Origin of the sequence: Rhodococcus sp. NPDC060084 (genome assembly GCF_042730335.1) — a bacterium.
Taxonomy (GTDB): Bacteria; Actinomycetota; Actinomycetes; order Mycobacteriales; family Mycobacteriaceae; genus Rhodococcus.
Genome location: NZ_JBHWWX010000043.1, coordinates 1 through 22793, shown reverse-complemented (window position 1 = coordinate 22793; position 22793 = coordinate 1). Strand labels below are relative to the sequence as shown.

At 67.7% G+C, this 22793-nt stretch carries 21 protein-coding genes and 1 tRNA gene; 19 read left to right on the top strand and 3 right to left on the bottom strand.

Features of this window, described 5'->3' with window-relative positions; genetic code table 11:
• The first annotated feature begins 219 nt into the window (after nucleotides 1–219).
• Complete coding sequence (locus ACFWBU_RS18285) at nucleotides 220–969, top strand: oxidoreductase (RefSeq protein WP_169623046.1); 750 nt, start codon at nucleotides 220–222, stop codon at nucleotides 967–969.
• Nucleotides 970–1495: 526 nt separating this feature from the next.
• On the opposite strand, the gene ACFWBU_RS18280 is transcribed toward ACFWBU_RS18285, so the two are convergent.
• On the bottom strand, nucleotides 1496–2365 hold the full coding sequence (locus ACFWBU_RS18280; protein WP_378528922.1) for an HAD family hydrolase: 870 nt from the start codon (nucleotides 2363–2365) through the stop codon (nucleotides 1496–1498).
• A 348-nt stretch (nucleotides 2366–2713) separates the two neighbouring features.
• Here ACFWBU_RS18280 and ssd point away from each other — a divergent pair, with 348 nt between their 5' ends.
• The 11 genes from ssd to ACFWBU_RS18225 all read left to right on the top strand — a co-directional run bounded on the left by ssd (nucleotide 2714) and on the right by ACFWBU_RS18225 (nucleotide 12994).
• Complete coding sequence (gene ssd / locus ACFWBU_RS18275; protein WP_378528921.1) at nucleotides 2714–3787, top strand: septum site-determining protein Ssd; 1074 nt, start codon at nucleotides 2714–2716, stop codon at nucleotides 3785–3787.
• Complete coding sequence (locus tag ACFWBU_RS18270) at nucleotides 3784–4956, top strand: TadA family conjugal transfer-associated ATPase (protein ID WP_169623044.1); 1173 nt, start codon at nucleotides 3784–3786, stop codon at nucleotides 4954–4956. Before ssd ends, ACFWBU_RS18270 begins: the two co-directional genes overlap by 4 nt.
• A complete protein-coding gene (locus tag ACFWBU_RS18265) occupies nucleotides 4953–5747 on the top strand; it encodes a type II secretion system F family protein (protein WP_378528920.1) in 795 nt (264 codons plus the stop codon). Before ACFWBU_RS18270 ends, ACFWBU_RS18265 begins: the two co-directional genes overlap by 4 nt.
• The gene (locus ACFWBU_RS18260) at nucleotides 5744–6313 is read left to right on the top strand and encodes a type II secretion system F family protein (RefSeq protein ID WP_378528919.1); all 570 of its coding nucleotides are present in this window, start codon (nucleotides 5744–5746) and stop codon (nucleotides 6311–6313) included. Before ACFWBU_RS18265 ends, ACFWBU_RS18260 begins: the two co-directional genes overlap by 4 nt.
• A 41-nt stretch (nucleotides 6314–6354) precedes the next feature.
• Nucleotides 6355–6558: a DUF4244 domain-containing protein gene (locus tag ACFWBU_RS18255; RefSeq protein WP_296549842.1), complete on the top strand. Its 204-nt coding sequence runs from the start codon at nucleotides 6355–6357 to the stop codon at nucleotides 6556–6558.
• A gap of 35 nt (nucleotides 6559–6593) precedes the next feature.
• Entirely contained in the window at nucleotides 6594–6941 is a 348-nt protein-coding gene (locus ACFWBU_RS18250) for a TadE family type IV pilus minor pilin (protein WP_169623065.1), read from the top strand.
• A complete protein-coding gene (locus ACFWBU_RS18245) occupies nucleotides 6941–7312 on the top strand; it encodes an Rv3654c family TadE-like protein (protein ID WP_169623041.1) in 372 nt (123 codons plus the stop codon). Before ACFWBU_RS18250 ends, ACFWBU_RS18245 begins: the two co-directional genes overlap by 1 nt.
• Before the next feature lie 398 nt (nucleotides 7313–7710).
• The gene (locus tag ACFWBU_RS18240; RefSeq protein ID WP_378528918.1) at nucleotides 7711–9327 is read left to right on the top strand and encodes an ABC transporter substrate-binding protein; all 1617 of its coding nucleotides are present in this window, start codon (nucleotides 7711–7713) and stop codon (nucleotides 9325–9327) included.
• Nucleotides 9328–9407: 80 nt separating this feature from the next.
• Nucleotides 9408–10331, top strand: coding sequence for an ABC transporter permease (locus ACFWBU_RS18235; RefSeq protein WP_378528917.1), 924 nt, complete (start codon nucleotides 9408–9410; stop codon nucleotides 10329–10331).
• A 4-nt stretch (nucleotides 10332–10335) separates the two neighbouring features.
• Nucleotides 10336–11277, top strand: a complete 942-nt coding sequence (locus ACFWBU_RS18230) for an ABC transporter permease (RefSeq protein WP_378528916.1) — start codon at nucleotides 10336–10338, stop codon at nucleotides 11275–11277.
• 4 nt (nucleotides 11278–11281) lie between these two features.
• The gene (locus ACFWBU_RS18225) at nucleotides 11282–12994 is read left to right on the top strand and encodes an ABC transporter ATP-binding protein (protein WP_378528915.1); all 1713 of its coding nucleotides are present in this window, start codon (nucleotides 11282–11284) and stop codon (nucleotides 12992–12994) included.
• Between the two features lie 16 nt (nucleotides 12995–13010).
• Here ACFWBU_RS18225 and ACFWBU_RS18220 read toward each other — a convergent pair whose 3' ends face one another.
• Nucleotides 13011–15365 carry a DEAD/DEAH box helicase gene (locus ACFWBU_RS18220; protein WP_378528914.1) on the bottom strand — a complete coding sequence of 785 codons (2355 nt, stop codon included), beginning with the start codon at nucleotides 15363–15365 and terminating at the stop codon, nucleotides 13011–13013.
• Nucleotides 15366–15718: 353 nt separating this feature from the next.
• On the opposite strand from ACFWBU_RS18220, the gene ACFWBU_RS18215 reads away from it, so the two are divergent.
• The 4 genes from ACFWBU_RS18215 (at nucleotide 15719) to ACFWBU_RS18200 (ending at nucleotide 20439) form a co-directional block, all read left to right on the top strand.
• Nucleotides 15719–15922, top strand: coding sequence for a cold-shock protein (locus ACFWBU_RS18215; RefSeq protein WP_054720028.1), 204 nt, complete (start codon nucleotides 15719–15721; stop codon nucleotides 15920–15922).
• A 116-nt stretch (nucleotides 15923–16038) separates the two neighbouring features.
• The gene (locus ACFWBU_RS18210) at nucleotides 16039–16644 is read left to right on the top strand and encodes a hypothetical protein (RefSeq protein WP_169623038.1); all 606 of its coding nucleotides are present in this window, start codon (nucleotides 16039–16041) and stop codon (nucleotides 16642–16644) included.
• Nucleotides 16645–16760: 116 nt separating this feature from the next.
• On the top strand, nucleotides 16761–19718 hold the full coding sequence (topA, locus tag ACFWBU_RS18205) for a type I DNA topoisomerase (protein WP_378528913.1): 2958 nt from the start codon (nucleotides 16761–16763) through the stop codon (nucleotides 19716–19718).
• A 28-nt stretch (nucleotides 19719–19746) separates the two neighbouring features.
• Nucleotides 19747–20439 carry a helix-turn-helix transcriptional regulator gene (locus tag ACFWBU_RS18200; RefSeq protein WP_169623036.1) on the top strand — a complete coding sequence of 231 codons (693 nt, stop codon included), beginning with the start codon at nucleotides 19747–19749 and terminating at the stop codon, nucleotides 20437–20439.
• Here ACFWBU_RS18200 and ACFWBU_RS18195 read toward each other — a convergent pair whose 3' ends face one another.
• Nucleotides 20440–20829: a VOC family protein gene (locus tag ACFWBU_RS18195; protein WP_169653039.1), complete on the bottom strand. Its 390-nt coding sequence runs from the start codon at nucleotides 20827–20829 to the stop codon at nucleotides 20440–20442.
• 92 nt (nucleotides 20830–20921) lie between these two features.
• Between ACFWBU_RS18195 and ACFWBU_RS18190 the strand changes: the two genes are divergently transcribed.
• The 3 genes from ACFWBU_RS18190 to ACFWBU_RS18180 all read left to right on the top strand — a co-directional run bounded on the left by ACFWBU_RS18190 (nucleotide 20922) and on the right by ACFWBU_RS18180 (nucleotide 22688).
• A complete protein-coding gene (locus tag ACFWBU_RS18190; RefSeq protein WP_169653040.1) occupies nucleotides 20922–22109 on the top strand; it encodes a DNA polymerase III subunit delta' in 1188 nt (395 codons plus the stop codon).
• A 62-nt stretch (nucleotides 22110–22171) separates the two neighbouring features.
• Nucleotides 22172–22247: transfer RNA gene (locus ACFWBU_RS18185), tRNA-Thr, on the top strand.
• A 243-nt stretch (nucleotides 22248–22490) separates the two neighbouring features.
• Entirely contained in the window at nucleotides 22491–22688 is a 198-nt protein-coding gene (locus tag ACFWBU_RS18180; protein ID WP_169623033.1) for a hypothetical protein, read from the top strand.
• The last annotated feature ends 105 nt before the right edge of the window (nucleotides 22689–22793 follow it).

Below are 22793 nucleotides of genomic sequence, written 5' to 3'. Positions count from 1 at the left end.
GCGGGGCACCTTTCGGGTCGTCTATCGTCGGGCTCTTGAGAGCGTAATCATCTGTGACGCGCATCGCACCGTTGCACCTGCATATGGTCACGCCACAGTCGCCCATCGGTCGGTTTCGAGCGACGGGTGGTCTGAGGCGCGGACGAGTGGTGTGGTGCGGGTGCGTACGCCCGGTCCCACCGGCGGTCGCCGGGAACACCGGCGGTACCGTCGGAGACTGTGACCGACCCGCTTGCACCGCTCCTCGACCTCCCCGGCGTGCGCGACGCCGCCGACCGTGCGCGCGACGCGCTCGCGGAGGTCCATCGCCATCGAACGAACCGGCGGGGCTGGGCGAACACCGCAGCCGAGGCGTCGGTGCGCGCGGCGCGAGCCTCTGCCGCAATCGACGGTGGGTCGATGGAGCTGCCGCAGCCCGGTGAAGCCGGTGACCCGATCCTCGCCGGTGCGCTGCGTGTCGCGCAGACGCTCGACGGTGACGCGCTGGGCAACATGGTGTCGACGTGGCGCCGCGCGCCTCTGCAAGCCCTGGCCCGGTTGCATCTGCTCGCGGCGGCGGACCTCGTCGAGGACGCGGGTCAGCTCGGGCGGCCACGTACCGGGAGCGGGGTCGGAGAACGTCTGGACGCGTTGGCGCAACTCGTGACAGGTGGGTCGGACGCACCCGCGCCGGTGCTCGCGGCGATCGTGCACGGCGAACTGCAGGCATTGAAGCCGTTCGGCGTCGCGGACGGCGTGGTCGCACGGGCGGCGTCGCGGCTGGTGTGTGTGGCGACCGGGCTCGACACCCGGAACCTCGGAGTGCCCGAGGTCCACTGGATGCGCCGGCTCGACGCGTATCGCAGCGGGATCGACGGTTTCGCCGGTGGTACCGCCGAGGGCGTCGGCGGGTGGGTGATCTTCTGCTGCGGGTCGCTCGAGGCGGGAGCGCGCGAAGCCACCTCGATCGCCGAGGCGTTCGCGGGCTGATCGGCCCGGCACTCGGGAGATTCGACGGAGGCCGCCGGGCCGCAGCGACAAGCGCTGGACACAGGAAAAGCGGGTGACGCGTCGATATAGAATCGGCGTACCACCCGCTGACACGGTGAACCGCGTTACCATGCGTGCTGAAATGGGTTGTGTCTCAACGGCCTCGGCGACGGTGCGATTATCTCGGCTCGGCCTCGCAACGGGTGCGGGGTCTTTACCTTCGAAGAGTCACATCTCGCAAGCCCACAACGCTTCTGCCCTTATAGTGGCACCTGCTCCGCGTGGGTACTCGGCTTCCGTGCTGGGAACTCCGGTCGGGAGATCGAATCTTCTCTTCTGATTCGCTCTTGGCCTTCCGTCGTTCCGTAGTTCCTTTCTACCCCCCTTGCGGTGGGGTAGGCAAGCCCCATGCCGGCTTCGCGTCGCATCTGTGCCGTTCGGCGAAATCGTGTTGTGCAGTGCGATATTCGGGTGGCACGGAGGGCCGCGGACGCGGTGTGCGCCATCCGCCGCGGGTCGCCCGGAATCAGTACCGCAGCGAAGCGTGCGACCGGCGCGCGAGACGGCTCGAAACACCGATGATCAGGGCGAGTGCGCCGGCGATCCCACCCGCCATCCAGAGTGCGCGAGGCGACGTCGGAATACGTCTTTTCAACGGCACGGGAAGTGTGAATCGCAGTATCGGCCAATGGTTCTCGGTCGCGACACGTCGCAACGCCCGACCGGGGTTGACGACACGGGGATTGCCGACCGCCAGGAGCATCGGCAGGTCGGTCGCGGAGTCGGAGTAGGCAAAGCTCTGTGCCAGGTCGTACCCGTACCGGTCCGACAGTTCGCGGATCGCGACGGCCTTGGCCTCCCCGAAGCAATAGAACTCGAGTTCACCGGCGTACCGTCCGTCGACGATCCGCATGCGGCTACCGACGCTGTGGGAGGCACCGAGTGCCTGCGCGATCGGCGTGACGACCTCCTCGCCCGAGGCCGACACGATGATCACGTCGTGACCACGCGCCCGGTGATCGGCGATGAGGTCCTTCGCTTCGGCGTAGACGAGGGGAGTGACCACTTCCTGCAGAGTCTCGTCGACGATCGATTTGATCTGCTCGACGTCCCAGCCCTCACACATGTGCGCGATGTGCTCGCGCATCCGCTCGATGCGGTCCTGATCCGCGGCGGACAGCACGTACAGCAACTGGGCGTAACTGCTCTCGAGCACGGCACGGCGGCTGAGCAGTCCTTCGTTGAAGAACGGGCGCGTGAAGGCGAGAACGCTCGACTTCGCGATGACGGTCTTGTCGAGGTCGAAGAAGGCGGCGATGCGGCCACTTCCTGCCGGATGATCCACTGTCGAGATGCCGGTGCTCGTGTTCCCGGACGCGTCAGTCACGAGCACCACAATAGGTGCCCGGAGGCGGACTGTGGGGGTCGCGCGTGGCCCTCGCCACGCCGGTCCGCTCAGTTGCAAACAGCGTGCACGTTCGGTGTACTATCACGATTGCCCGGATCCGTCCGGGTTGTGTTCAGCCCGACCCCCCCGGGGCTGAACACAGACGACCCTCGCCTCCTCCCCCCTGGCGAGGGTCGTCCTCGTTCCGGGGGTTCCCGCCGGCCCTCGAGGCGGCGTTCCCTCCCCGAAAGCCCGCAGGTGACGGGGTTTGTCCACAGGCGTTCCGACGATCCCCAGATTCGGCGTCGCACGCAGTTCGGCGGTCCCGCCGGAGCGTTCACCCCGCACGCTCAGCACATGACCCACGTCCTCGGGCTGACCGACGATCCCGCTCTGATCGCGGCGTTGCGCCGCGTCGCTGCGGCCGCCGATCGCGAACTCCACGAAGCCGTCGCGCCGCCGTCCCGCCGTTCCTGGACCGATGCCGCCGTCGTCGTGGTGGACCACGCGTCGGCGCTGGCGTGTGCCGCCGATCTTCCACGGCGCCCCGGTGTCGTACTCGTGTGTCCGGGAGCCGCCGACCTGCGGGAGTGGCAGGCCGCTGCGGTCGTGGGAGCCGAACACGTCCTCGGGTTGCCCGACAGCGAGGTGGAACTGCTCGCCGTCATCGGTGCGACCGCCGAGCCCGACGCGGCCGGCGGCACGGTGATCGCCGTCGTCGGAGGCTGTGGTGGTGCAGGAGCGTCGACGTTCGCCGCCGCCCTGGCCTGGTCGTCGGCGCGACGAGACGCCGGCCGCGACGTCCTGCTCGTCGACGCCGATCCCTACGGGTGCGGTATCGACGTGCTCACCGGACTCGAGGAACGGCCCGGCGTGCGATGGTCCGGGCTCACCGTCGAGAGCGGACGCATCTCTGCCCGGGCGCTCCGCGACGCCGTCCCCTCGTGGACTCAGGGGCTCGGGGTTCTGTCCACGGATCGGGATTCCGGCGCGCAACTCACCGCCGGCGCGGCGACGGCGGTCGTGGACGCGGTGCACCGGTCCGGGACGACCGTGATCGCCGACATCGGGCGGGCCTTCGGTCCCGTCGCCGACGCACTCCTGTCCCTCGCAGATCTCACGGCGGTCGTCGTGCCGGCCCGCGTCGGTGCAGCGCTGTCGTCGGCCCGGATCGCGGATCGACTCCTCGAACGCGGTGTGCCGGCCGGCCTCGTCGTCCGGGGACCGGCCCCGGGTGGGCTCACACCCGACGACGTCGCGGAGGTCACCGGGCTACCGCTGCTCGCGTCGATGCGCCCCGAACCGGGCCTTGCCGAGACACTCGAACGCGGGGGTATCCGGTTGCGGTCGCGGTCACCGCTCGTCGGTGCGGCGGAAGCCCTGCTCGACGGGCTCGATCCGGCTCGCCCGCGAACGCGGTGGATCGCGTGACCGGGACTGTCGCCGCCGACCTGCTCGACCGGGTTCGCGACCGCCTCGCGGACGAACCCGGGGATCTCACCCCCGCACGGGTAGCTGCGGCGCTACGCGCAGAAGCCGGGGGCGTGCTCGGCGACTCCGACCTTCTCTCCGCCCTCCGGCACCTCCAGACCGAACTCACCGGAGCCGGACCGCTCGAAGTGCTGCTCGGTGATCCCGCGGTCACAGACGTACTCGTCACCGCACCCGATCGGGTGTGGGTCGACCGGGGCTCCGGACTGCACCTGACCGACGTGACCTTCGCCGACGAGACCGCAGTACGCCGCCTCGCGCAGCGTCTGGCGTTGTTCGCCGGACGCAGACTCGACGACGCGCAGATGTGGGTGGACGGCAGGCTGCCCGGCCACGGTGAGTTCGGAGTCCGGCTGCACGCGGTGCTCTCGCCGGTTGCGCAGGGCGGAACGTGCCTGTCGTTGCGGGTGCTGCGACCCGCCACCCAAGGACTCGATGCCCTGCGGGAACGCGGTGCGGTGCACGACGACGCCTACCGTCTGCTGCACCGCATCATCCGTGCGCGACTCGCCTTCCTGGTGGTCGGGGGCACCGGTGCGGGAAAGACCACACTGCTCGCGGCGCTGCTGGGAGCGGTGGACCACCGGGAGCGGATCGTCTGCGTCGAAGACGCTGCCGAACTGGTTCCCGCACATCCCCACGTCGTTCGGCTGGTCGCGCGTGCGCCCAACGTCGAGGGGGTCGGGGAGGTCACCGTGCGGGACCTCGTCCGCCAGGCGTTGCGCATGAGACCCGACCGGATCGTCGTCGGGGAGGTTCGCGGGGCGGAGGTGGTCGATCTCCTGACGGCGCTGAACACCGGCCACGACGGGGGTGCAGGCACCGTGCACGCCAATTCACCGGACGAAGTACCGGCACGGCTCGAGGCACTCGCGGCGCTCGGCGGCCTCGACCGAGCGGCCCTCCACAGTCAGCTCGTTGCCGCGGTCCAGGTGGTCCTTCATGTTCACCGCAGCCCCGGTGGTGCCCGCCGCCTCGTCGAGATCGGCGTCGTCGAACGCGATCCCGTCTCCGGAGTCGTCGTGTCGCCGGCCTGGACGTACGACCACGGCGCGGTCGCCGGTATGGCGTCGCTCGAACGTGCTCTTCGCCGACGGGATGTCCCGTGATCGGGGCGGCACTGTGTCTTGCCGCCGCGTTGCTCGTCGCCCCGGGTTCGTCGGGAGCACACCGAGTCCGTCCCCACGTTCCCTTTCGTTTTCCCGTTGTCGGTCACCCGGGAGTGCTCGCCGCCGCCGCAGGTGTCGCACTCGCCATGCTGGTCGGCGTCGCACCTGCGGTGGCCGCAGCCACGGTGGCGGCGACGACGCTGTGGCGGATACGCAGGAAACGCCGCGCGGGGCAGATCGAAGCACATCGGCGAATGTTGCTCTCCGGCTTGGAGGCAGTCATCGCGGATCTGCGAGTGGGTGCGCATCCTGCCGACGCCTGCGATACCGCAGCGCGCGACACCACCGGACCTGCCGCAGATGCGTTCCGGGTCGCGTCTGCCCGCTCCCGCCTCGGAGGTTCCGCGTCGGACGGATTGCGGTCCTCGGTTCCGTCCGGCGACCGCGACGGACTGGCGGGAAGTCTGGCACGGGTAGCCGACGCATGGGCCGTGTCGGATCGGCACGGTCTGGCGCTCACCGAACTTCTGGCTGCGGCCCGGACGGACCTCTCCGCCAGGATGCGGATTCGCTCTCGCACGGACGCGGGCCTGGCAGGGGCGCGTGCAACCGCATCCGTCCTCGCGGCCCTCCCGTTGCTCGGAGTCGGGCTCGGGCAACTCATGGGTGCGGCGCCGGTGGGGATTCTGCTTTCCGACGGACTCGGCGGCATGCTTCTCGTCGCGGGCACGGTGCTGGCGTGCGCCGGGTTGTTGTGGACCGACCGGATCGCCGACAGGGTGAGCGCATGACGGCGGCCGTCGCTGCCGCGCTCGCCGCCGCGGCCCTGCTGATCCTTCCGATCGCCGGCGGCAACGCTCGACTCAGAGATGCGAAAGTTGTTCCCGGCCTGCCGGTCTCGGCCGGACGCCCCGACCCGAATGCTGTGCCGGCTGCGTTCGACCTGTTCGCCGCGTGCCTGCGCGCCGGAATGCCGGCGCCGTCGGCGGCCCGTGTTGTCGCGGAGTCGGCTCCACCTGATTTCGCCGCGGCGCTGCGCAGGGGCGCCGACAGGCTCGCGCTCGGTGCCGATCCGGCCGAGGCATGGGACGGCCCGGGTGACGACCTGCTCGAGGACTTCGCGAGGGCTGCGCGACGTTCGGCGAAATCCGGTTCGCCCCTGTCGGAGACCGTGGCCGAACTGGCCGTCCGGTACCGGACGGAGGCGGAGGACCGGGTGGCCGCCGATATCGAGCGCGCGGGTGTGCTCGTCAGCGGCCCGCTCGGGTTGTGTTTTCTGCCTGCGTTCGTGTGTCTCGGCATCGTGCCGGTAGTGATCGGCCTGGCCAGGGACGTGCTCGTGGGAGGGCTGTTGTGAAACGTCGGTGCGGACCGTCCGCGCCGCAAGGAGGGAAAATTATGCGCACCATCGGTATTCGGGGTTTCCGGAGTCGCGTGTCGGATCTCGTTGTGGACGACGACGGAATGAGTACGGCGGAGTACGCGATCGGAACCATCGCGGCAGCGGCGTTCGGTGCGGTCCTGTACGCGGTGGTGACCGGCGACTCGATCGTGTCGGCGTTGACCGGCATCGTCGAGCGCGCGCTCAACACAGCGGTGTGAGACGCCGGGGGCCGAGCGTCGGCCGGTGCGAGGCGATCCGGGGATTCCGGGCCGGGGATGCCGGCGGCGTCACCGTCGAAGCGGCGCTTGCGATCGCAAGTCTGGTGACAGTGCTGGTCCTGTGCCTCGGTGCGGTGCTGAGCATCGCGTATCAGGTGCGGTGTCACGATGCGGCGCGAGAGGCCGCGCGACTCGCCGCACGAGGTGATCGCACACGGGCGGTCGAGGTGGCCGCCCGTGTCGCGCCCCCCGACGCCGGAATCACGCTGCGGGAGGAGGGAGATCTGATCGTGGCTGTCGTGACGGCCGAGAGTCCTCTGTTTCCTCTGGTGACCTTGACGGCCGAAGCCGTCTCGGTGCGGGAACCGGAGGGGTTGCGGTGATGTCGGACCGGCTTCCGGCGGGTGACCGCGGGAGCGCGAGCGTGATCGGCTGCGCCGTGATGGCGGCCCTGATCGCCGTCACCGCGACGCTGCTTCATGTCGGATCGGTCGTCGTCGCACGGCACCGTGCGCAGGGCGCGGCCGACCTCGCCGCGGTGGCCGTCGCGTCGGCGCTCGATCGCGGTGTCGTGGCGGCGTGCGAGGCGGCCGAGCCCATCGCGCTTCGCATGCACGTGCGGGTGCGACGATGCGACATCGAGAACTGGTACGCGCTCCTCGAGGTGACCGCTCCGGTGTCGTCGCTCTTCGGCGGGGACGAAGCGAGGGCGGTCGCGCGAGCGGGTCCGGCCGCGGTGACAGGCACCGAATGAGGAGCGGACCGTCCGATCGAGACCGATGTGACACCCATCACATGTGACGGGTGTCACGCATGACTGAGGGCTCCGGCGCCGTCGGCCACTTGCCGGATTTACGAGGCCTCGGGACGCGGTGTAGTGCTGCGATAACGCTTCCGGTGGATGGAAGCGCGGATTCGCTCGGCTCGCCCGGCCCGTGCGACCCCCGCTCGTCGCGTTAAGGACGCATTTCGTCGGGTTCGTCGGGCTTTCTTTCCGGCGGGGCGTGCACGTCCGTCGCTAGGCGTGTGTCTAGAGTCAACCGACGTTCCGGGCCGCACGGTCTTGTTCTTGTGGCTCACACCGACACCGTGGATCATCGCGGACTTCGTGGACAGCGGTGCTGTCCCGTTGGGGCTGAGGAAGGATTGATTTTGAGGATCAAGCGCACGATCGCGGTCGTGTCGGTGGGCTTCGTAGCCGTCGGCATGCTTGCGGCATGTGGCGGCAGTAGTGCTGCCGGCGGTAGTGAGGGCACGTACAGCCTGTACATCAATCAACCCGAGAACCCCCTGGTTCCCGGCAACACCACCGAGAGTGAGGGCAACCAGGTCCTCAAGGCGCTGTTCACGCCCTTGGTGAACTACAACGACCAGACCAGCGAGGTCGAGTACACCGGCGTCGCCGAATCGGTCGAGTCCGAGGACCAGGTCAACTGGACCATCAAGCTGAAGCCGGACTGGACGTTCCACGACGGGACTCCCGTCAATGCCAAGTCCTACGTCGACGCCTGGAACTACACCGCGCTGAGCACCAACGCATACGGCGCGTCGTACTTCTTCGAGAACGTGAAGGGCTACGACGATCTGCAGGCCGCAGAGGGCGGCGAGCCCGCCGCGACCGCCATGTCCGGCCTGAAGGCAGTGGACGACTCGACCATCTCGGTCGAGCTGAAGGAGCCCTTCGCGATCTACCCGATCACGCTCGGTTACTCGGCGTTCATGCCGCTGCCCGAAGCCTTCTTCTCCGATCCCGAGGGCTTCGGCCGGCGTCCGATCGGCAACGGGCCGTTCAAGGCCGACGAGGACTTCATCGACGGCCAGGGCTTCACCGTGACCAAGTACGAGGACTACGCCGGTGAGAATGCCGCGCAGTCGAACGGCGTGCAGTTCAAGGTCTACACCGAACTGGCCACCGGTTACACGGACGTCCAGGCCGGCGGCCTCGACGTGATGCTGGACCTGCCGCCGGACGCGTGGGCCACCGCTCGCGATCAGTTCGGTGATCGTTACGTCGAGCGCCCGCGCCCCGACATCACCTCGCTCAGCTTCCCCACCTATGACCCGCGTTTCTCGGATCCCCGTGTCCGTGAAGCCTTCTCCATGGCGATCGATCGTGGAGCCATCACCGAGGCCATCTTCACCAACACTCGTACCCCGGCCGGGTCGTTCGCATCTCCCGTTGTCGATGGGTACCGCGAGGACGCCTGCGGCGCCAAGTGCGAGGTGAACGTCGAGCAGGCCAACAAGCTTCTCGACGAGGCCGGTTTCGATCGCAGCCAGCCGGTTGACCTGTGGTTCAACGCCGGTGGCGGGCACGACACCTGGATGACCGCGATCGGCAACCAGATCCGTACCAACCTCGGTATCGAGTACGTGCTGCGCGGAGATCTGCAGTTCGCTCAGTACCTGCCGCTGCAGGACGAGAAGGGCATGACCGGTCCGTTCCGCATGGGCTGGATCATGGACTACCCGTCGCTGTACAACTTCCTCGCGCCGGTTTACAGCACGGCGGCACTGCCGCCCGGTGGTTCGAATATGAGCTTCTACAGCAACCCGGAGTTCGACGCGGCCCTGTCGGCCGGTAACAACGCCGACTCGCTCGAGGCTGCCACGACGGAGTACCAGAAGGCCGAGGACATCCTGTTCCGCGACCTGCCTGCCACGCCGCTCTTCTACGGTCTCAACCAGGCCGTTTCGAGCGACCGCGTGAGCAACGTGAAGATCGATGCATTCGGTGACATCGTGGTCGAAGACGTCACGGTCAACTGAGTGACAAGTGGTGGGGTGTTTCGCACAAGCGAGGCACCCCACCACTGTGTAGGACGTTCTGTTCCGTATAGGAGAACCCAGTGGGTCGCTTCATCACGCGCCGATTGCTGCTGACCATTCCGGTCCTGATCGGCGCCTCTTTTCTGATCTTTGCGATGGTGTACGCCCTTCCGGGCGACCCGATTCGCGCGCTCGCGGGTGATCGCCCGCTCGCGCCCGCGGTCATGGCGCAGCTTCGCGCCCAGTACAACCTCGACGATCCGTTCTTCGTCCAGTACATCAAGTACGTCGGCGGACTTCTGCAGGGCGACTTCGGTTCCGACTTCTCCGGAAGGCCGGTGCTGGACACCATCGCGCAGCGACTGCCGGTCACCATGCAGCTGACGGCGGTGGCCGTCGCCTTCGAGGTCGTCATCGGCATCACGGCCGGTGTGCTCGCCGCTCTGCGCCGCAATTCCTTCTTCGACAACCTGGTGCTCGTCTCGTCGACACTGCTGGTGTCGGTGCCGGTGTTCGTCCTCGGCTTCGTCTCCCAGTACGTTCTCGGATACAAGCTGGGTCTGTTCCCGATCGCCGGTATCAACAACGGCTGGTACAGCTTCCTGCTCCCGGGCCTGGTGCTCGCGTCGCTGTCGATGGCATACGTTGCCCGGCTGACTCGCACCGCGGTGTCGGAGTCGATGGCCGCCGATTACATTCGCACCGCGCGGGCCAAGGGCGTCGGGTATCGCCGCATCGTGGTCCGGCATGCGCTGCGTAACAGCTTGATACCCGTGGTGACCTTCATCGGCGCCGATATCGGCGCGCTGCTGGGCGGCGCGATCATCACCGAATCGGTGTTCAACATTCCCGGACTGGGCCGCGCAATCTTCGACGCTGTACAGAACCAGGAAGGTGCGGTCGTCGTCGGCATCGTCACGCTGATGGTCTTCTTCTACATCTTCTTCAACCTCGTCGTGGACGTGCTGTACGCATTCCTCGACCCCCGGATCAGATACGAGTAGTGGTATGGATTCCAAAAATGCCGAGGCCGCCCGTACGCATGCCGTGGAGGAGGGCGAGCCGGGCAATGTCATGACGGGCGAAGCCGTCCAACTGGTCGGCCAGGCGAGCTTGTGGGGCAACGCGTGGAAGAAGTTGCGCCGCAGTGTGTTCTTCTGGTTCGGCGCCATCATCACCGCCGTCCTGGTGATGATGGCGTTGGTGCCGCAGTTGTTCGCCCGCGGCATCGACCCTCGGGCGTGCAACCTGTCCGACAGCCGCCGGCCACCGAGTGCACAGCACTGGTTCGGAACGGATCTTCAGGGCTGCGACTACTACGCCAACGTGATCTACGGTGCCCGCGTCTCCCTGAGCATCGGCCTCCTCGCAGTCATCGGTGTCCTGATCGTCGGTGTGCTGATCGGTGCGCTCGCCGGCTATTTCGGTGGCACCCTCGACAGCGTGCTCGCCCGTTTCACCGACATCTTCTTCGGCATCCCGCTCTTGCTCGGCGCGCTGGTGCTGCTGACGGTGACGTCCGAGCGAACCATCTGGACCGTGGCGCTGGCACTGATCACCTTCGGCTGGATGACCGCGATGCGCCTGGTGCGCTCGTCGGTTATCGCCATCAAGGAGAGCGAGTACGTTCAGGCCGCCCAGGTGCTGGGAGCCTCGACCTTCCGCATCCTGGTCCGGCACATTCTGCCGAACGCGCTGACCCCTGTTCTGGTCTACGCCACCATCGCCGTCGGTACGTTCATTGCCGCGGAATCGGCACTGTCGTACCTCGGTATCGGCCTGCAAATGCCCGCCATGTCGTGGGGCCTGCAGATCAACCTGGGCCAGAACTACATCTCGACGTCGCCGCACCTGGTGCTGTTCCCGGCCGCGTTCCTGTCGGTGACCGTGCTGGCCTTCATTCTCATGGGTGATGCGCTGCGAGATGCGCTCGACCCGAAACGGAGCTGACGCAATGAGTGTCGACACGATCGACGAGACCACGACCGACCGCGCAATCCTCGGAGTCTCCGGTCTGACCATCGACTTCGAGGTGGACAAGACCTGGAGAACAGCCGTACGCGACGTCTCGTTCGAGGTGGCGCGGGGCGAGATCCTGGCGATCGTCGGCGAATCCGGATCGGGTAAATCGACGACGGCCATGGCCGTACCGGGTCTGCTCGCCGACAACAGCCGAGTCCGCGGCAGCATCACTCTCGACGGTCGTGAACTCGTCGGTCTGTCGGAACGTGAACTGAACTCGGTGCGCGGCAAGGATATTGCCGTGATCTTCCAGGAGCCCATGACGGCTCTGAACCCCGTCTACACGATCGGGTGGCAGATCACCGAGGCCATTCGCTCGCACTCGGACATGACCAAGGCGCAGGCCAAGGAGCGTGTGATCGAGCTGCTCCGTCTCGTGGATATGCCCGAACCGGAGAAGCGGGTCAAGTACTACCCGCATCAGCTTTCCGGCGGTCAGCGCCAACGGGCGATGATCGCGCAGGCCCTGGCCTCCGAACCGGCGGTGCTCATCGCCGACGAGCCCACCACCGCGCTCGACGTCACAGTGCAGGCCGAGATCCTGCAGCTGATGCGGGATCTGCGCGAACGCGTGGACGCCGCGATCGTGCTCATCACGCACGACATGGGTGTTGTCGCCGACATGGCCGACCGCATCCTCGTCATGCGCAACGGTGCCATCGTCGAGCAGGGGACGTCGGACAAGGTCTTCAACAAGCCGGAGCACGCCTACACCCGTGAACTGCTGGCGTCGGTGCCCCACCTCGGCTCGCGAGTCGGCGAAGCCGGAACCGACGACACCCCGGACGTGCGGTACGCACTCGAAATCGTCGACGGCGTGATCGAGTACCCCGGGGCGCGTCGCAACAGCGGCTTCCGCGCGGTCGACGGCGTCAGCCTCAACATCGAGCCCGGTGAGGTCGTGGGACTCGTCGGAGAGTCGGGTTCGGGCAAGTCGACGATCGGCAAGGCCGTAGTGGGATTGCTCAAGCTGCACTCCGGCTCGCTGTCCGTGGCAGGCACCGACATCACGAAGATGTCGACACGCGATCTGCGCCCGGTGCGTCGCAAGGTCGGCATCGTGTTCCAGGATCCGGGTTCGTCGCTGAACCCGCGCTGGCCCATCGGACAGTCCATCGGCGAGCCGATGCTGCTGCACACCGAAATGGACCGCACCCAGCGCGACAAGAAGGTCGAGGAACTGCTCGATCACGTTCAGCTGCCGCGGGACATGCGCAACCGTTACCCGCATCAGCTCTCCGGCGGGCAGCGTCAGCGCGTGGGAATCGCCCGGGCGCTGGCTCTCGAACCGACGTTGCTCGTGGCGGACGAACCGACGTCGGCGCTCGACGTCTCGGTGCAGGCCAAGGTGCTCGAGTTGTTCCAGGAGTTGCAGCGCGAATACGGTTTCGCGTGCTTGTTCATCAGCCACGACCTCGCCGTCGTGGAGGTGCTTGCACGTCGTATCGCGGTGATGCGGGCCGGCAAGCTCGTGGAGTTCGACCGGACCGATCGTATTCTGCGGTCGCCGTCCGATCCGTACACCAAGCGGTTGCTGGCGGCTGTCCCGGTTCCGGACCCGGCCCAGCAGGCGCTCCGGCGGAAAGAGCGTGCGGCACTGCTGGCCGCCGAACGTGCCGAGGACGAGCACAGGCCGGCGGTCTGACGGTTGTAATGCGGTGTCAGTCCTGGCTGCCGATCGCGTCGAGCACGGCGGTCAGGACGAGCACGGCGCCCGACTTGTCGAGCGGATCGTTGCCGTTGCCGCACTTGGGTGAATACACGCACGACGGGCAACCCGAGACGCACTCGCACGCTGCGACGGCGTCTCGGGTTGCCTCGAGCCATTGCGAGATCCGGCGGTAGCCGCGCTCGGCGAATCCGGCTCCGCCGGGCTGCCCGTCGTAGACGAAGACCGTGGGAAGACCGGTGTCCGGGTGCAGGTCGGTGGAGACGCCGCCGATATCCCCTCGATCGCACGTGGCGACGAGGGGGAGCAAACCGATCGCCGCGTGTTCGGCGGCGTGGAGCGAACCCGGGATCCGCTCGGCCGTGAGGCCGATCTGCGAGAGCAGTCCGGGATCGACGGTGTACATCACCGCGCGGGTCGCAAGGGTCTGCTCGGGCATCTCCAGCGGGATCTGATCGAGGATCTCGCCGGAGGGCAGACGTCGGAGGTATCCGACCACCTGATGCGTCACCTCGACACGCACCGCCGCGACGGTGACGGGGCCGTGGTCCCGATGCTCGTCGATCGACGTGCAGCAGATCTCCGTGACTTCGCGTGCGGTGGTGGACCATTCGGGGTCCTCGGCGTGGACGAGTGCGATTCCGTCGTCGAGGTGCAGTTCGTCGACGACGAAGGATTCCCCGCGATGCAGGTGCACGGCACCCGGATGCATCGTCGCGGGCGCGCGACTGCCTTCGACGGTGCCGAGCATCCGCCCGGTCTCCGCTTCCACGATCGCGACCTGCCCGCCGATGCCGCCGCGGATGTCGATCTCCGCGTGCGGATGCGTACCGGGAGTGACGAACCAGCCGTGCGGGCGTCTGCGGACGAGGCCGTCCTCCGCGAGGCGAGCGAGGACTTCCCACGCGTCGTATTCCTCGACTTCGTCGTCGCTCAGCGGCTTTTCCGACGCCGCGCAGAGCAACTGCGGCCCCAGGACGTACGGGTTCGCCGGGTCGGTCACGGTCGACTCGACCGGCCTGCCCAGCAACGCCTGAGGATGGTGCACCAGATACGTGTCGAGGGGGTCGTCGCGGGCGACCAGCACCACCAGCGATCCCTGCCCGCGCCGCCCGGCGCGGCCGCCCTGCTGCCAGAACGAGGCCACGGTGCCGGGAAAACCCGCGACGACCACCGCGTCGAGACCGGCGATGTCGACTCCGAGTTCGAGTGCGTTCGTACTCGCCACCCCGAGCAGACGTCCGTCCGAGATCGCCGCCTCGAGGTCGCGGCGATCTTCCGCGAGGTAACCGGCGCGGTAGGCGGCAACGCGATCGACGAGGTCGGGCGCTGCCGCGGCGAGCAACCGTCGCGCGCCCATGGCCGTGAGTTCCGCACCGTGCCGGGATCGCACGAACGTCAGCGTTCGTGCACCTTCGACGACGAGGTCGGCGAGCAGCCGGGCCGCTTCGGTTCCGGCCGCGCGTCGCACGGGAGCCCCGTGTTCTCCGGTGACCTCCCGCAGCAACGGAGGTTCCCACATCGCGACGGTCCTGGGTCCGTGTGGCGACCCGTCCTCGGTCACCGCACGGCACGGTGCACCGATGAGCCTGGACGCCGCGTCGGCCGGTTCGCCGGTGGTCGCGGAGGCCAGGATGAACACGGGATCGGCGCCGTAGTGTCGGGCCAGCCGCCGGAGCCGGCGCAGGATCAGTGCGACGTGCGACCCGAAAACTCCTCGGTACGAGTGGCATTCGTCGATCACCACGTATTTCAGCCGACGCAGCATCCGCGCCCACCGTGCGTGCCCGGGCAGTAGCGACACGTGCAACATGTCGGGATTGGTGAAAATCCACCGTGAGTGCCGGCGCGCCCACTGCCGCATCTCCGTGCTGGTGTCGCCGTCGTACGCGCACGCCGCCACCGTCGACAGTTCGGGCTCCATCATGGTCAGTTCGGTGACGGCGCGAAGCTGATCGGCCCCCAGTGCCTTGGTGGGGGAGAGATACAGCGCGGTGGCCTGCGGGTCGGCTGCCAGGGCAGTGAGCACGGGAAGTTGATACGCCACCGACTTGCCGGACGCGGTTCCGGTGGCGACGACCACGTTCTCCCCGGCGGCGGCGAGATCGGCGGCGGCGGCCTGATGGCTCCACAGCTGCGGTACCCCGTGCTCGCGCAGCGCCCGGACCACCGGCTCGGCTGCCCAGCGAGGCCAATCGGTGTGCTGCGCCGGCCGGGTGGGCAGCGCGGCGACGTGGGTGAGCGGGGACTCGCCGGCGGGTGTTCCGGCCAGGAGGCGGTCGAGGAGTTCACGTCCGTAGGTCGCAGCCGTGCCGTTACCCGGATCGAACGGGGGTGAGCTGGGCACGGAGCGCTCCGGGGGTTGCGGGGTCGAACGGGGGCGGCGGTTCTGCCGTCTGCGGCGGGCGGAAACCACTACCGATCGGTAATCGTACCGACGGTCGGGGACCTTCGATTTTTCTGGGACGTTTGTGCCCATTACTACTGTCGCGACCGCTCCGGGCATGGTTGACTGGCACGCGGTCGCAGCTTCTGTGTTCGTGGACTTGAGAGAGTGAACGCTCGCAGGATCGATGGTTGCGGGCGCGGTGCTTTGCTCTTCCCACGGGGGTTCGGAAGTACAGCGGTCGGAACCGGGGCCGGGCGGGCCGCGTTTCCGGTGGTCTGTCGAATCCGGTGGTAAGAAAGAGAAGGAAAAGCATGGCACAGGGCACTGTGAAGTGGTTCAACGCGGAGAAGGGCTTCGGCTTCATCGCTCCCGAGGACGGTTCTGCAGACGTGTTCGTTCACTACTCCGAGATCCAGGGCGCCGGTTTCCGGACCCTCGAGGAGAACCAGCGCGTGGAGTTCGAGGTCGGTCAGGGCACCAAGGGCCCGCAGGCCACCGGCGTGCGCGCTGTCTGAGAGATTGCTCCCATGAGCGCAAGGTGAGGCTCGACTCCTCATCTGAATCGTCCCCCGTCACCTCCGGTGATGGGGGACGATGCATTTTCGGGTATCGATCGACCGGAAGGAGGATCGTGAGCCAGCTGTCGTTCTTCGGCGCCGAGCTCGGGCCACCTTCGGTCGCAGACCTGAGCGGGGTGCTGGCAGCCCAGGGCCGGGTCGCGATTCGCGGAGACCGGGCCCGGATCTCCGCCGTTGTCGATGCCCCCTGGCGCGCTACCGGGATCGCACACCTGATGTCCGAGGCGGGGCTGGAACCGGAGATCGGCACCACCGACGACGGCCGCACGACAGTGTGCACGGCGTTCGCCGCAGAGACGGTGCCATTGGCTTTGCTGTGGATGCGCGGCACGGTGAAGACGGTGCCGTTCGAGTGGGTGCCGAGTTCGCGTGCTCAGCGCGCATGGTTTCTTGCCGCGGGTACGAAAGAAGTGGACGGAGAGCGATACGTCCTCGGCCTCGATCCACAGACACCCGACACCCATGCGCCCCTCGCCGAGGCGTTCCTGCGGGCCGGTATCGCACCCACTCTCATCGGCACACGCGGGTCGTCGCCGGGCCTGCGAGTGTCCGGCCGCAAGCGCCTGACCAGGCTCGTCGAGAACATCGGGGCACCGCCCGACGACCCCGGGGCGTGGGAGGTCTGGCCTCGTGCCGCGCCGTGGGACCACCACACGTGATGAGGCGTCCGCCCAGGATGTGCGACCCTGTGTGTGGCTACGTCGGGGGGACGTGGTCGGTATACATGTCTTCGAGAAGCGCGACATGTCGGTAGAGGGAAGGCACAGGCGGCACGGTGGCAGCAGACAAGAGCACTTCGGACGGGTCCTCGGGTACACGTCGGCTGGTCATCGTCGAATCCCCGACCAAGGCGAAAAAAATCGCCCCCTACCTGGGGCGCGATTACGTCGTCGAGGCGTCGGTCGGTCATATCAGGGATCTGCCGCGCGGCGCCGCGGATGTCCCTGCCAAATTCAAGGGTGAGTCGTGGGCCCGCCTCGGTGTCGACGTCGATCACGATTTCGAACCGCTCTACGTCGTCAGCCCGGAGAAGAAGTCCAAGGTCTCCGAACTGAAGAGTCTCCTCAAGGACGCCGACGAGCTCTATCTCGCCACCGACCCCGACCGTGAGGGCGAGGCGATCGCCTGGCATCTGCTCGAGACCCTCAAGCCCAAGGTTCCGGTCCGGCGCATGGTGTTCCACGAGATCACCGAATCCGCCATTCGGGCGGCCGCGGAGAACACCCGCGAACTCGACACCGACCTTGTCGACGCGCAGGAAACCCGGCGCATCCTCGACCGGCTGTACGGCTACGAAGTCAGCCCGGTGTTGTGGAAGAAAGTCATGCCGCGCTTGTCGGCCGGGCGCGTGCAGTCCGTCGCGACCCGCATCATCGTGCAGCGCGAACGCGAGCGGATGGCATTCAGGTCTGCCGAGTACTGGGACATCGCGGCGACCATGGACGCGGGCGAAACCGCGAGCCCCCGCTCGTTCGGTGCGCGTCTGGTCGGAGTGGACGGCTCCCGCGTCGCTTCCGGCCGTGACTTCGGTGCCGACGGCAAGCTGAAGTCCACCGGCGTCGTGGTTCTCGACGAGACCTACGCGCGTCGTCTGGCCGAGGCGCTCGCCGGAACCGCGCTGACGGTGTCGTCGGCCGAGAGCAAGCCGTACACCCGTAAGCCGTATGCGCCGTTCATGACCTCGACGTTGCAGCAGGAAGCCGGGCGCAAGCTCAGGTTCTCGTCGGAACGCACCATGCGCATCGCGCAGCGGCTGTACGAGAACGGCTACATCACGTACATGCGTACGGACTCCACGACGCTGTCCGAGTCGGCGATCAGCGCAGCGCGCGCCCAGGCCACCCAGCTGTACGGCGCCGAATTCGTGCACCCGACGCCGCGCCAGTACACCCGTAAGGTCAAGAACGCGCAGGAAGCGCACGAGGCGATCCGCCCCGCCGGCGACGTGTTCGCCACCCCGGGTGAGTTGCATGCGCGTCTCGACGGCGACGAGTTCCGCCTCTACGAGCTGATCTGGCAGCGCACCGTCGCGTCGCAGATGGCTGATGTCCGCGGCACCACCCTCACCCTCCGGATCACCGGCACCGCCGGCACGGGGGAGGAGTGCACGTTCTCGTCGTCGGGCCGCACCATCACGTTCGCAGGCTTCCTCAAGGCCTACGTCGAGAGCGTCGACGAAGAGGCAGGCGGCCAGTCCGACGACGCCGAGTCGCGCCTGCCCAACCTCAGCGAAGGCTCCGCGGTCACCGCGACGAAGCTCGATCCCGACGGCCACTCCACGAACCCGCCGGCGCGGTACACCGAGGCGAGCCTCATCAAGACGCTCGAAGAACTCGGCATCGGCCGGCCCTCGACGTACGCCTCGATCATCAAGACGATCCTCGATCGCGGATACGTCTACAAGCGAGGCAGTGCGCTCGTCCCGTCCTGGGTGGCGTTCGCCGTGATCGGCCTGCTCGAATCCCACTTCTCGCAGCTCGTGAACTACGACTTCACCGCGGGTATGGAAGACGACCTCGACGAGATCGCCTCCGGTCACGAACACCGGACCGACTGGCTGACGAGGTTCTACTTCGGCGGCGAGCACGGCGGCGAGCAGTCGGTCGCACGACAGGGCGGCCTGAAGAAGCTCGTCAGCGAGAACCTCGAGGACATCGACGCCCGCGAGATCAACTCGATCCGCCTGTTCGACGACGCGGAGGGCCGCGAGGTCCATGTTCGGGTCGGGCGGTTCGGCCCGTATCTCGAGCGGATGGTGGTCAACCCGGACGACCCGGACGGCGACCCGATCTCCCAGCGCGCGAATCTCCCCGACGACCTGCCGCCGGACGAGCTGACGCTCGAGTACGCGGAGAAGTTGTTCTCCACGCCCCAGGAGGGGCGCGTGCTCGGTGTCGATCCCGCAACCGGTCACGAGGTCGTCGCGCGGGAGGGCCGCTTCGGTCCGTACGTCACCGAGTTGCTGCCCGAGCCCACCCCGGAGCCGGAACCCGAACCGGACGTGACACCGATCCCCGTCGAGGAGGTCGAGGCCGCCGGCGGTGGCACGAAGACCGCGACGAAGAAGGCTGTCGCCAAGAAGGCGGCGAAGAAGGCACCCGCGAAGAAGGCGGCCAAGAAGGCCACCGGTCCGAAGCCGCGCACCGCGTCGCTGCTCAAGACGATGGATCTCTCGACGGTCACGTTGGAGGACGCGCTCCGGCTGCTGTCTCTCCCGCGCGTCGTGGGTGTCGATCCCGAGTCGGGTGAAGAGATCACGGCGCAGAACGGCCGTTACGGTCCGTACCTGAAGAAGGGCACCGACTCGCGGTCCCTGGCGGACGAAGAGCAGATGTTCACCGTCACGCTCGACGAGGCGCTGAAGATCTACGCCGAGCCGAAGCGCCGTGGCCGGCAGGCTGCGGCCACGCCGCCTCTCCGTGAACTGGGCGTGGACCCGGTGAGCGAAAAGCCGATGGTGATCAAGGACGGGCGGTTCGGTCCGTACGTCACCGACGGCGAGACCAACGCGAGCCTGCGCAAGGGTGACGAGGTCCCGACGATCACCGACGAGCGGGCTTCGGAGTTGCTCGCCGACCGGCGTGCGCGCGGTCCGGTGAAGAAGGCCACCAAGAAGGCCGCGGCGAAGAAGTCGCCCGCCAAGAAGACCGCAGCGAAGAAGACCGCAGCGAAGAAGACCGCGGCGAAGAAGGCCCCGGCCAAGAAAGCCGCGGCGAAGAAGGCAGCAGACTGATCCCGGCCCGGACGCCTACCCTTGCGGTGTGTACCGCGAATGGGCGTCCGGGATACCCGGGGTCATCGCCTGGGTGTCGACGCCCGATCCCGCCGGACCGGCCGGAAACACCGTTCTGCCCGACGGATGCATGGATCTGATCTGGCACGAAGACGGCCTTCTCGTTGCGGGTCCCGACACGCGCGCACAGTTCTCGGACCTCGCGGCGCGGCGAAAACTGGCGGCAGTGCGGTTCGCACCCGGCCTCGGGCCCGTGTTCCTGGGTGTCGACGCCTCCGAATTGCGCGACCGGCGCGTCTCCCTCGACCAGATCTGGTCCCCGCGCCGGGTCCGCGACATCGTGGCGGCCGTCGAAGACGACCCGGTGTCCGGCCTCGTCCATGCCGCTCGCCGCGATCTGGACGAAGCACCTCGAAGTCCTCTGTCGGGGCTCGCGCATGCATTCGCATCCGGTATGACGGTCGCCGATGCCGCGACCGCTGCCGGCTGGAGTGAACGAACCCTCCGCCGGCGCGCACACCAGGCGTTCGGCTACGGGCCGAAGACGCTGTCCCGCGTCCTGCGCTTCCGGCGGGCGGTGGAACGCGCTCGTGCGGGCGAAGACCCGGCCAGGGTTGCGGCCGAGTGCGGGTACAGCGACCAGTCGCACCTCGCGCGTGAGGTGCGCGCCCTGTCGGGATCGACGCTCGGTGACCTCGTCCGTCCGCGGTCCGGGCCGTAACTACTCGGAAAGTGCAGCGAACAGGTCGATGCCGTGGCCGTCCGGATCGAGCAGGCTCGCGTAACGCTGCCCCCACGCCGCATCCCAGGGCTTCATCGCCGAAGTGCACCCGGCGGCAACCAGTGCCGCGTACATCTCGTCGACCTCGCCCGGTGAACCGCACTCGAATGCGAGGCTCGGCCCGCCCGTCCCCGGTTCGAAACCCGGATCGAACGACTTCACGGAGTCGATCGTGTCCCACATCAGACGGACACCGTCGGCCGCCGTCACCTCGAAGTGCGGCGCGTCGGGTGCTTCGGCGGGCAGGTCGAGGCCGAGTGTGCGGTAACACTCGAAGGAGCGCCCGAAGTCCTCGACAACCAGGCCGATGGCAGAGAATCGAATGGTCATGACCCGACGGTAGAGCGGGCCGGGCACGTAGGTCTTGAACGTTTCGGACAGCCGGACGGAACAGGTCGGTGCCGGTGGTTACGCTGGTCGGCATGTCCGGTGTCTTCGATCGTCTCGTCGGCCAGCACGATGTCGAGACCGATCTCGTTGCGGCTGCAGTCGCTGCGCGCAACGGCGATACCGGCTCGGCGATGACGCATTCGTGGCTGTTCACCGGGCCTCCCGGATCAGGCAGGTCCATCGCGGCATTGTGCTTCGCGGCCGCGCTGCAGTGCACCGACGAACAGACTCCCGGATGTGGACACTGCCACGCATGCACCACCACGATGGCCGGTACCCACGGCGACGTGCGGCGGGTGATCCCCGAGGGCCTGACCATCAGCGTCAAGGCGATGCGCGCCATCGTGCAGGTCGCGTCGCGCCGGCCCAGCACCGGCCGGTGGCAGGTCGTGGTGATCGAGGATGCCGACCGTCTCACCGAGGGAGCGGCCAACGCGCTGCTGAAGGTGGTGGAAGAACCGCCGCAACGCACCGTGTTCCTGCTGTGCGCCCCGTCGACCGATCCCGAGGACATCTCGGTGACGCTTCGGTCCCGCTGCCGGCACGTCGGTCTCGTCACGCCCAGCGCCGCGTCGATCGCCGAGGTCCTGCAGCTCAGCGACGGCATCGACGAGAAGACTGCGCGGTGGGCCGCGTCGGTGAGTGCGGGCCACGTCGGCAGGGCCCGCCGTCTGGCCACCGACACGATCGCGCGGGAAAACCGCAACCGCGCCCTCGAGCTCGCCGGGGCCGTTCTCCGGCCTGCGACGACGTACTCCGCAGCCGAGGAACTCGGACGCAGCGCCGAGGTGGAAGCCAAGGAGATCAGTGTCGAACGCGACGAGCGTGAGACAGAAGAGCTGAGGACGGCGCTCGGTGCAGGCGGTACCGGTAAGGGAGCCGCAGGTGCGCTGCGCGGTTCGGCCGGCGTACTGAAAGAACTCGAGCGCACGCAGAAGTCCCGCAAGACCCGGACCGAACGCGACATCATGGACCGCGCGCTCATCGACCTCGCGGGGCTGTACCGGGATGCCCTCGCCCACGCGTTCGGTTCCACCGCGACGCCCAACCATCCGGACATGACCGAACGTGCAGCCGATCTCGCCTCCCGTACCAGTCCGGAGGCCCTGCTCGACTGCATCGAAGCGATCCTCGAGTGCCGCGAGGCTCTCGCGCAGAACGTCAAGCCGAAGTTCGCGCTGGCAGCCATGGCGGCGCGCTTGAGCGCTGCGTTCCGGTGACTGAAGTGCCGGTTTGCATCCCGGTGGGGGTAGTCCGCTAGACTTCGGACGCCGAACGGCATGCTGCCTTAGCTCAGTCGGTAGAGCATTTCACTCGTAATGAAAAGGTCGTCGGTTCGATTCCGACAGGCAGCTCCACGAAGAGCCCCTCACCCACCGGTGAGGGGCTCTTCTGGTTCCAGGGCTCGGTCGTCCTCGCGTGATGTCGTGCGGACAGGGACCATGGAGTCATGTTGATGGAAATCTTCTCCCTGATCCTGATCATCGGTGCGCTCGTCGTGGTGATCCCCATGGCGATCCGCGTGTTCCGGGATCGCGACGACCGGTGACACGCCCTCCTCGGCGCTCGACAACCACAACCGGCGCACTCATGCTCGGTATATGGGTGACTCTCTGAAGGACCGGGTCCGCGACAAGATCATGCGTCAGCGTGCGGAGGACGGCGGCCGGCCGATCGACGCCGCGGAGGCCGACGACCCCCGCCTGACCGATATCGACGGCGATCTCGCGTTGCTGTCCCAGGCCGGCGAGGACGACGAGGTGGTCCAGAGCCTCGCTGCGAAGTACTGGGTGCCCTGAACGCGGCCGGAATCGGCGTTGACCTGGCGATTTGGTGTTTGTGGGGGTGCTCGCGTAACTTAATCCAGGTCAGAGCGACACGGACACCGACCCGGACCTACAGGG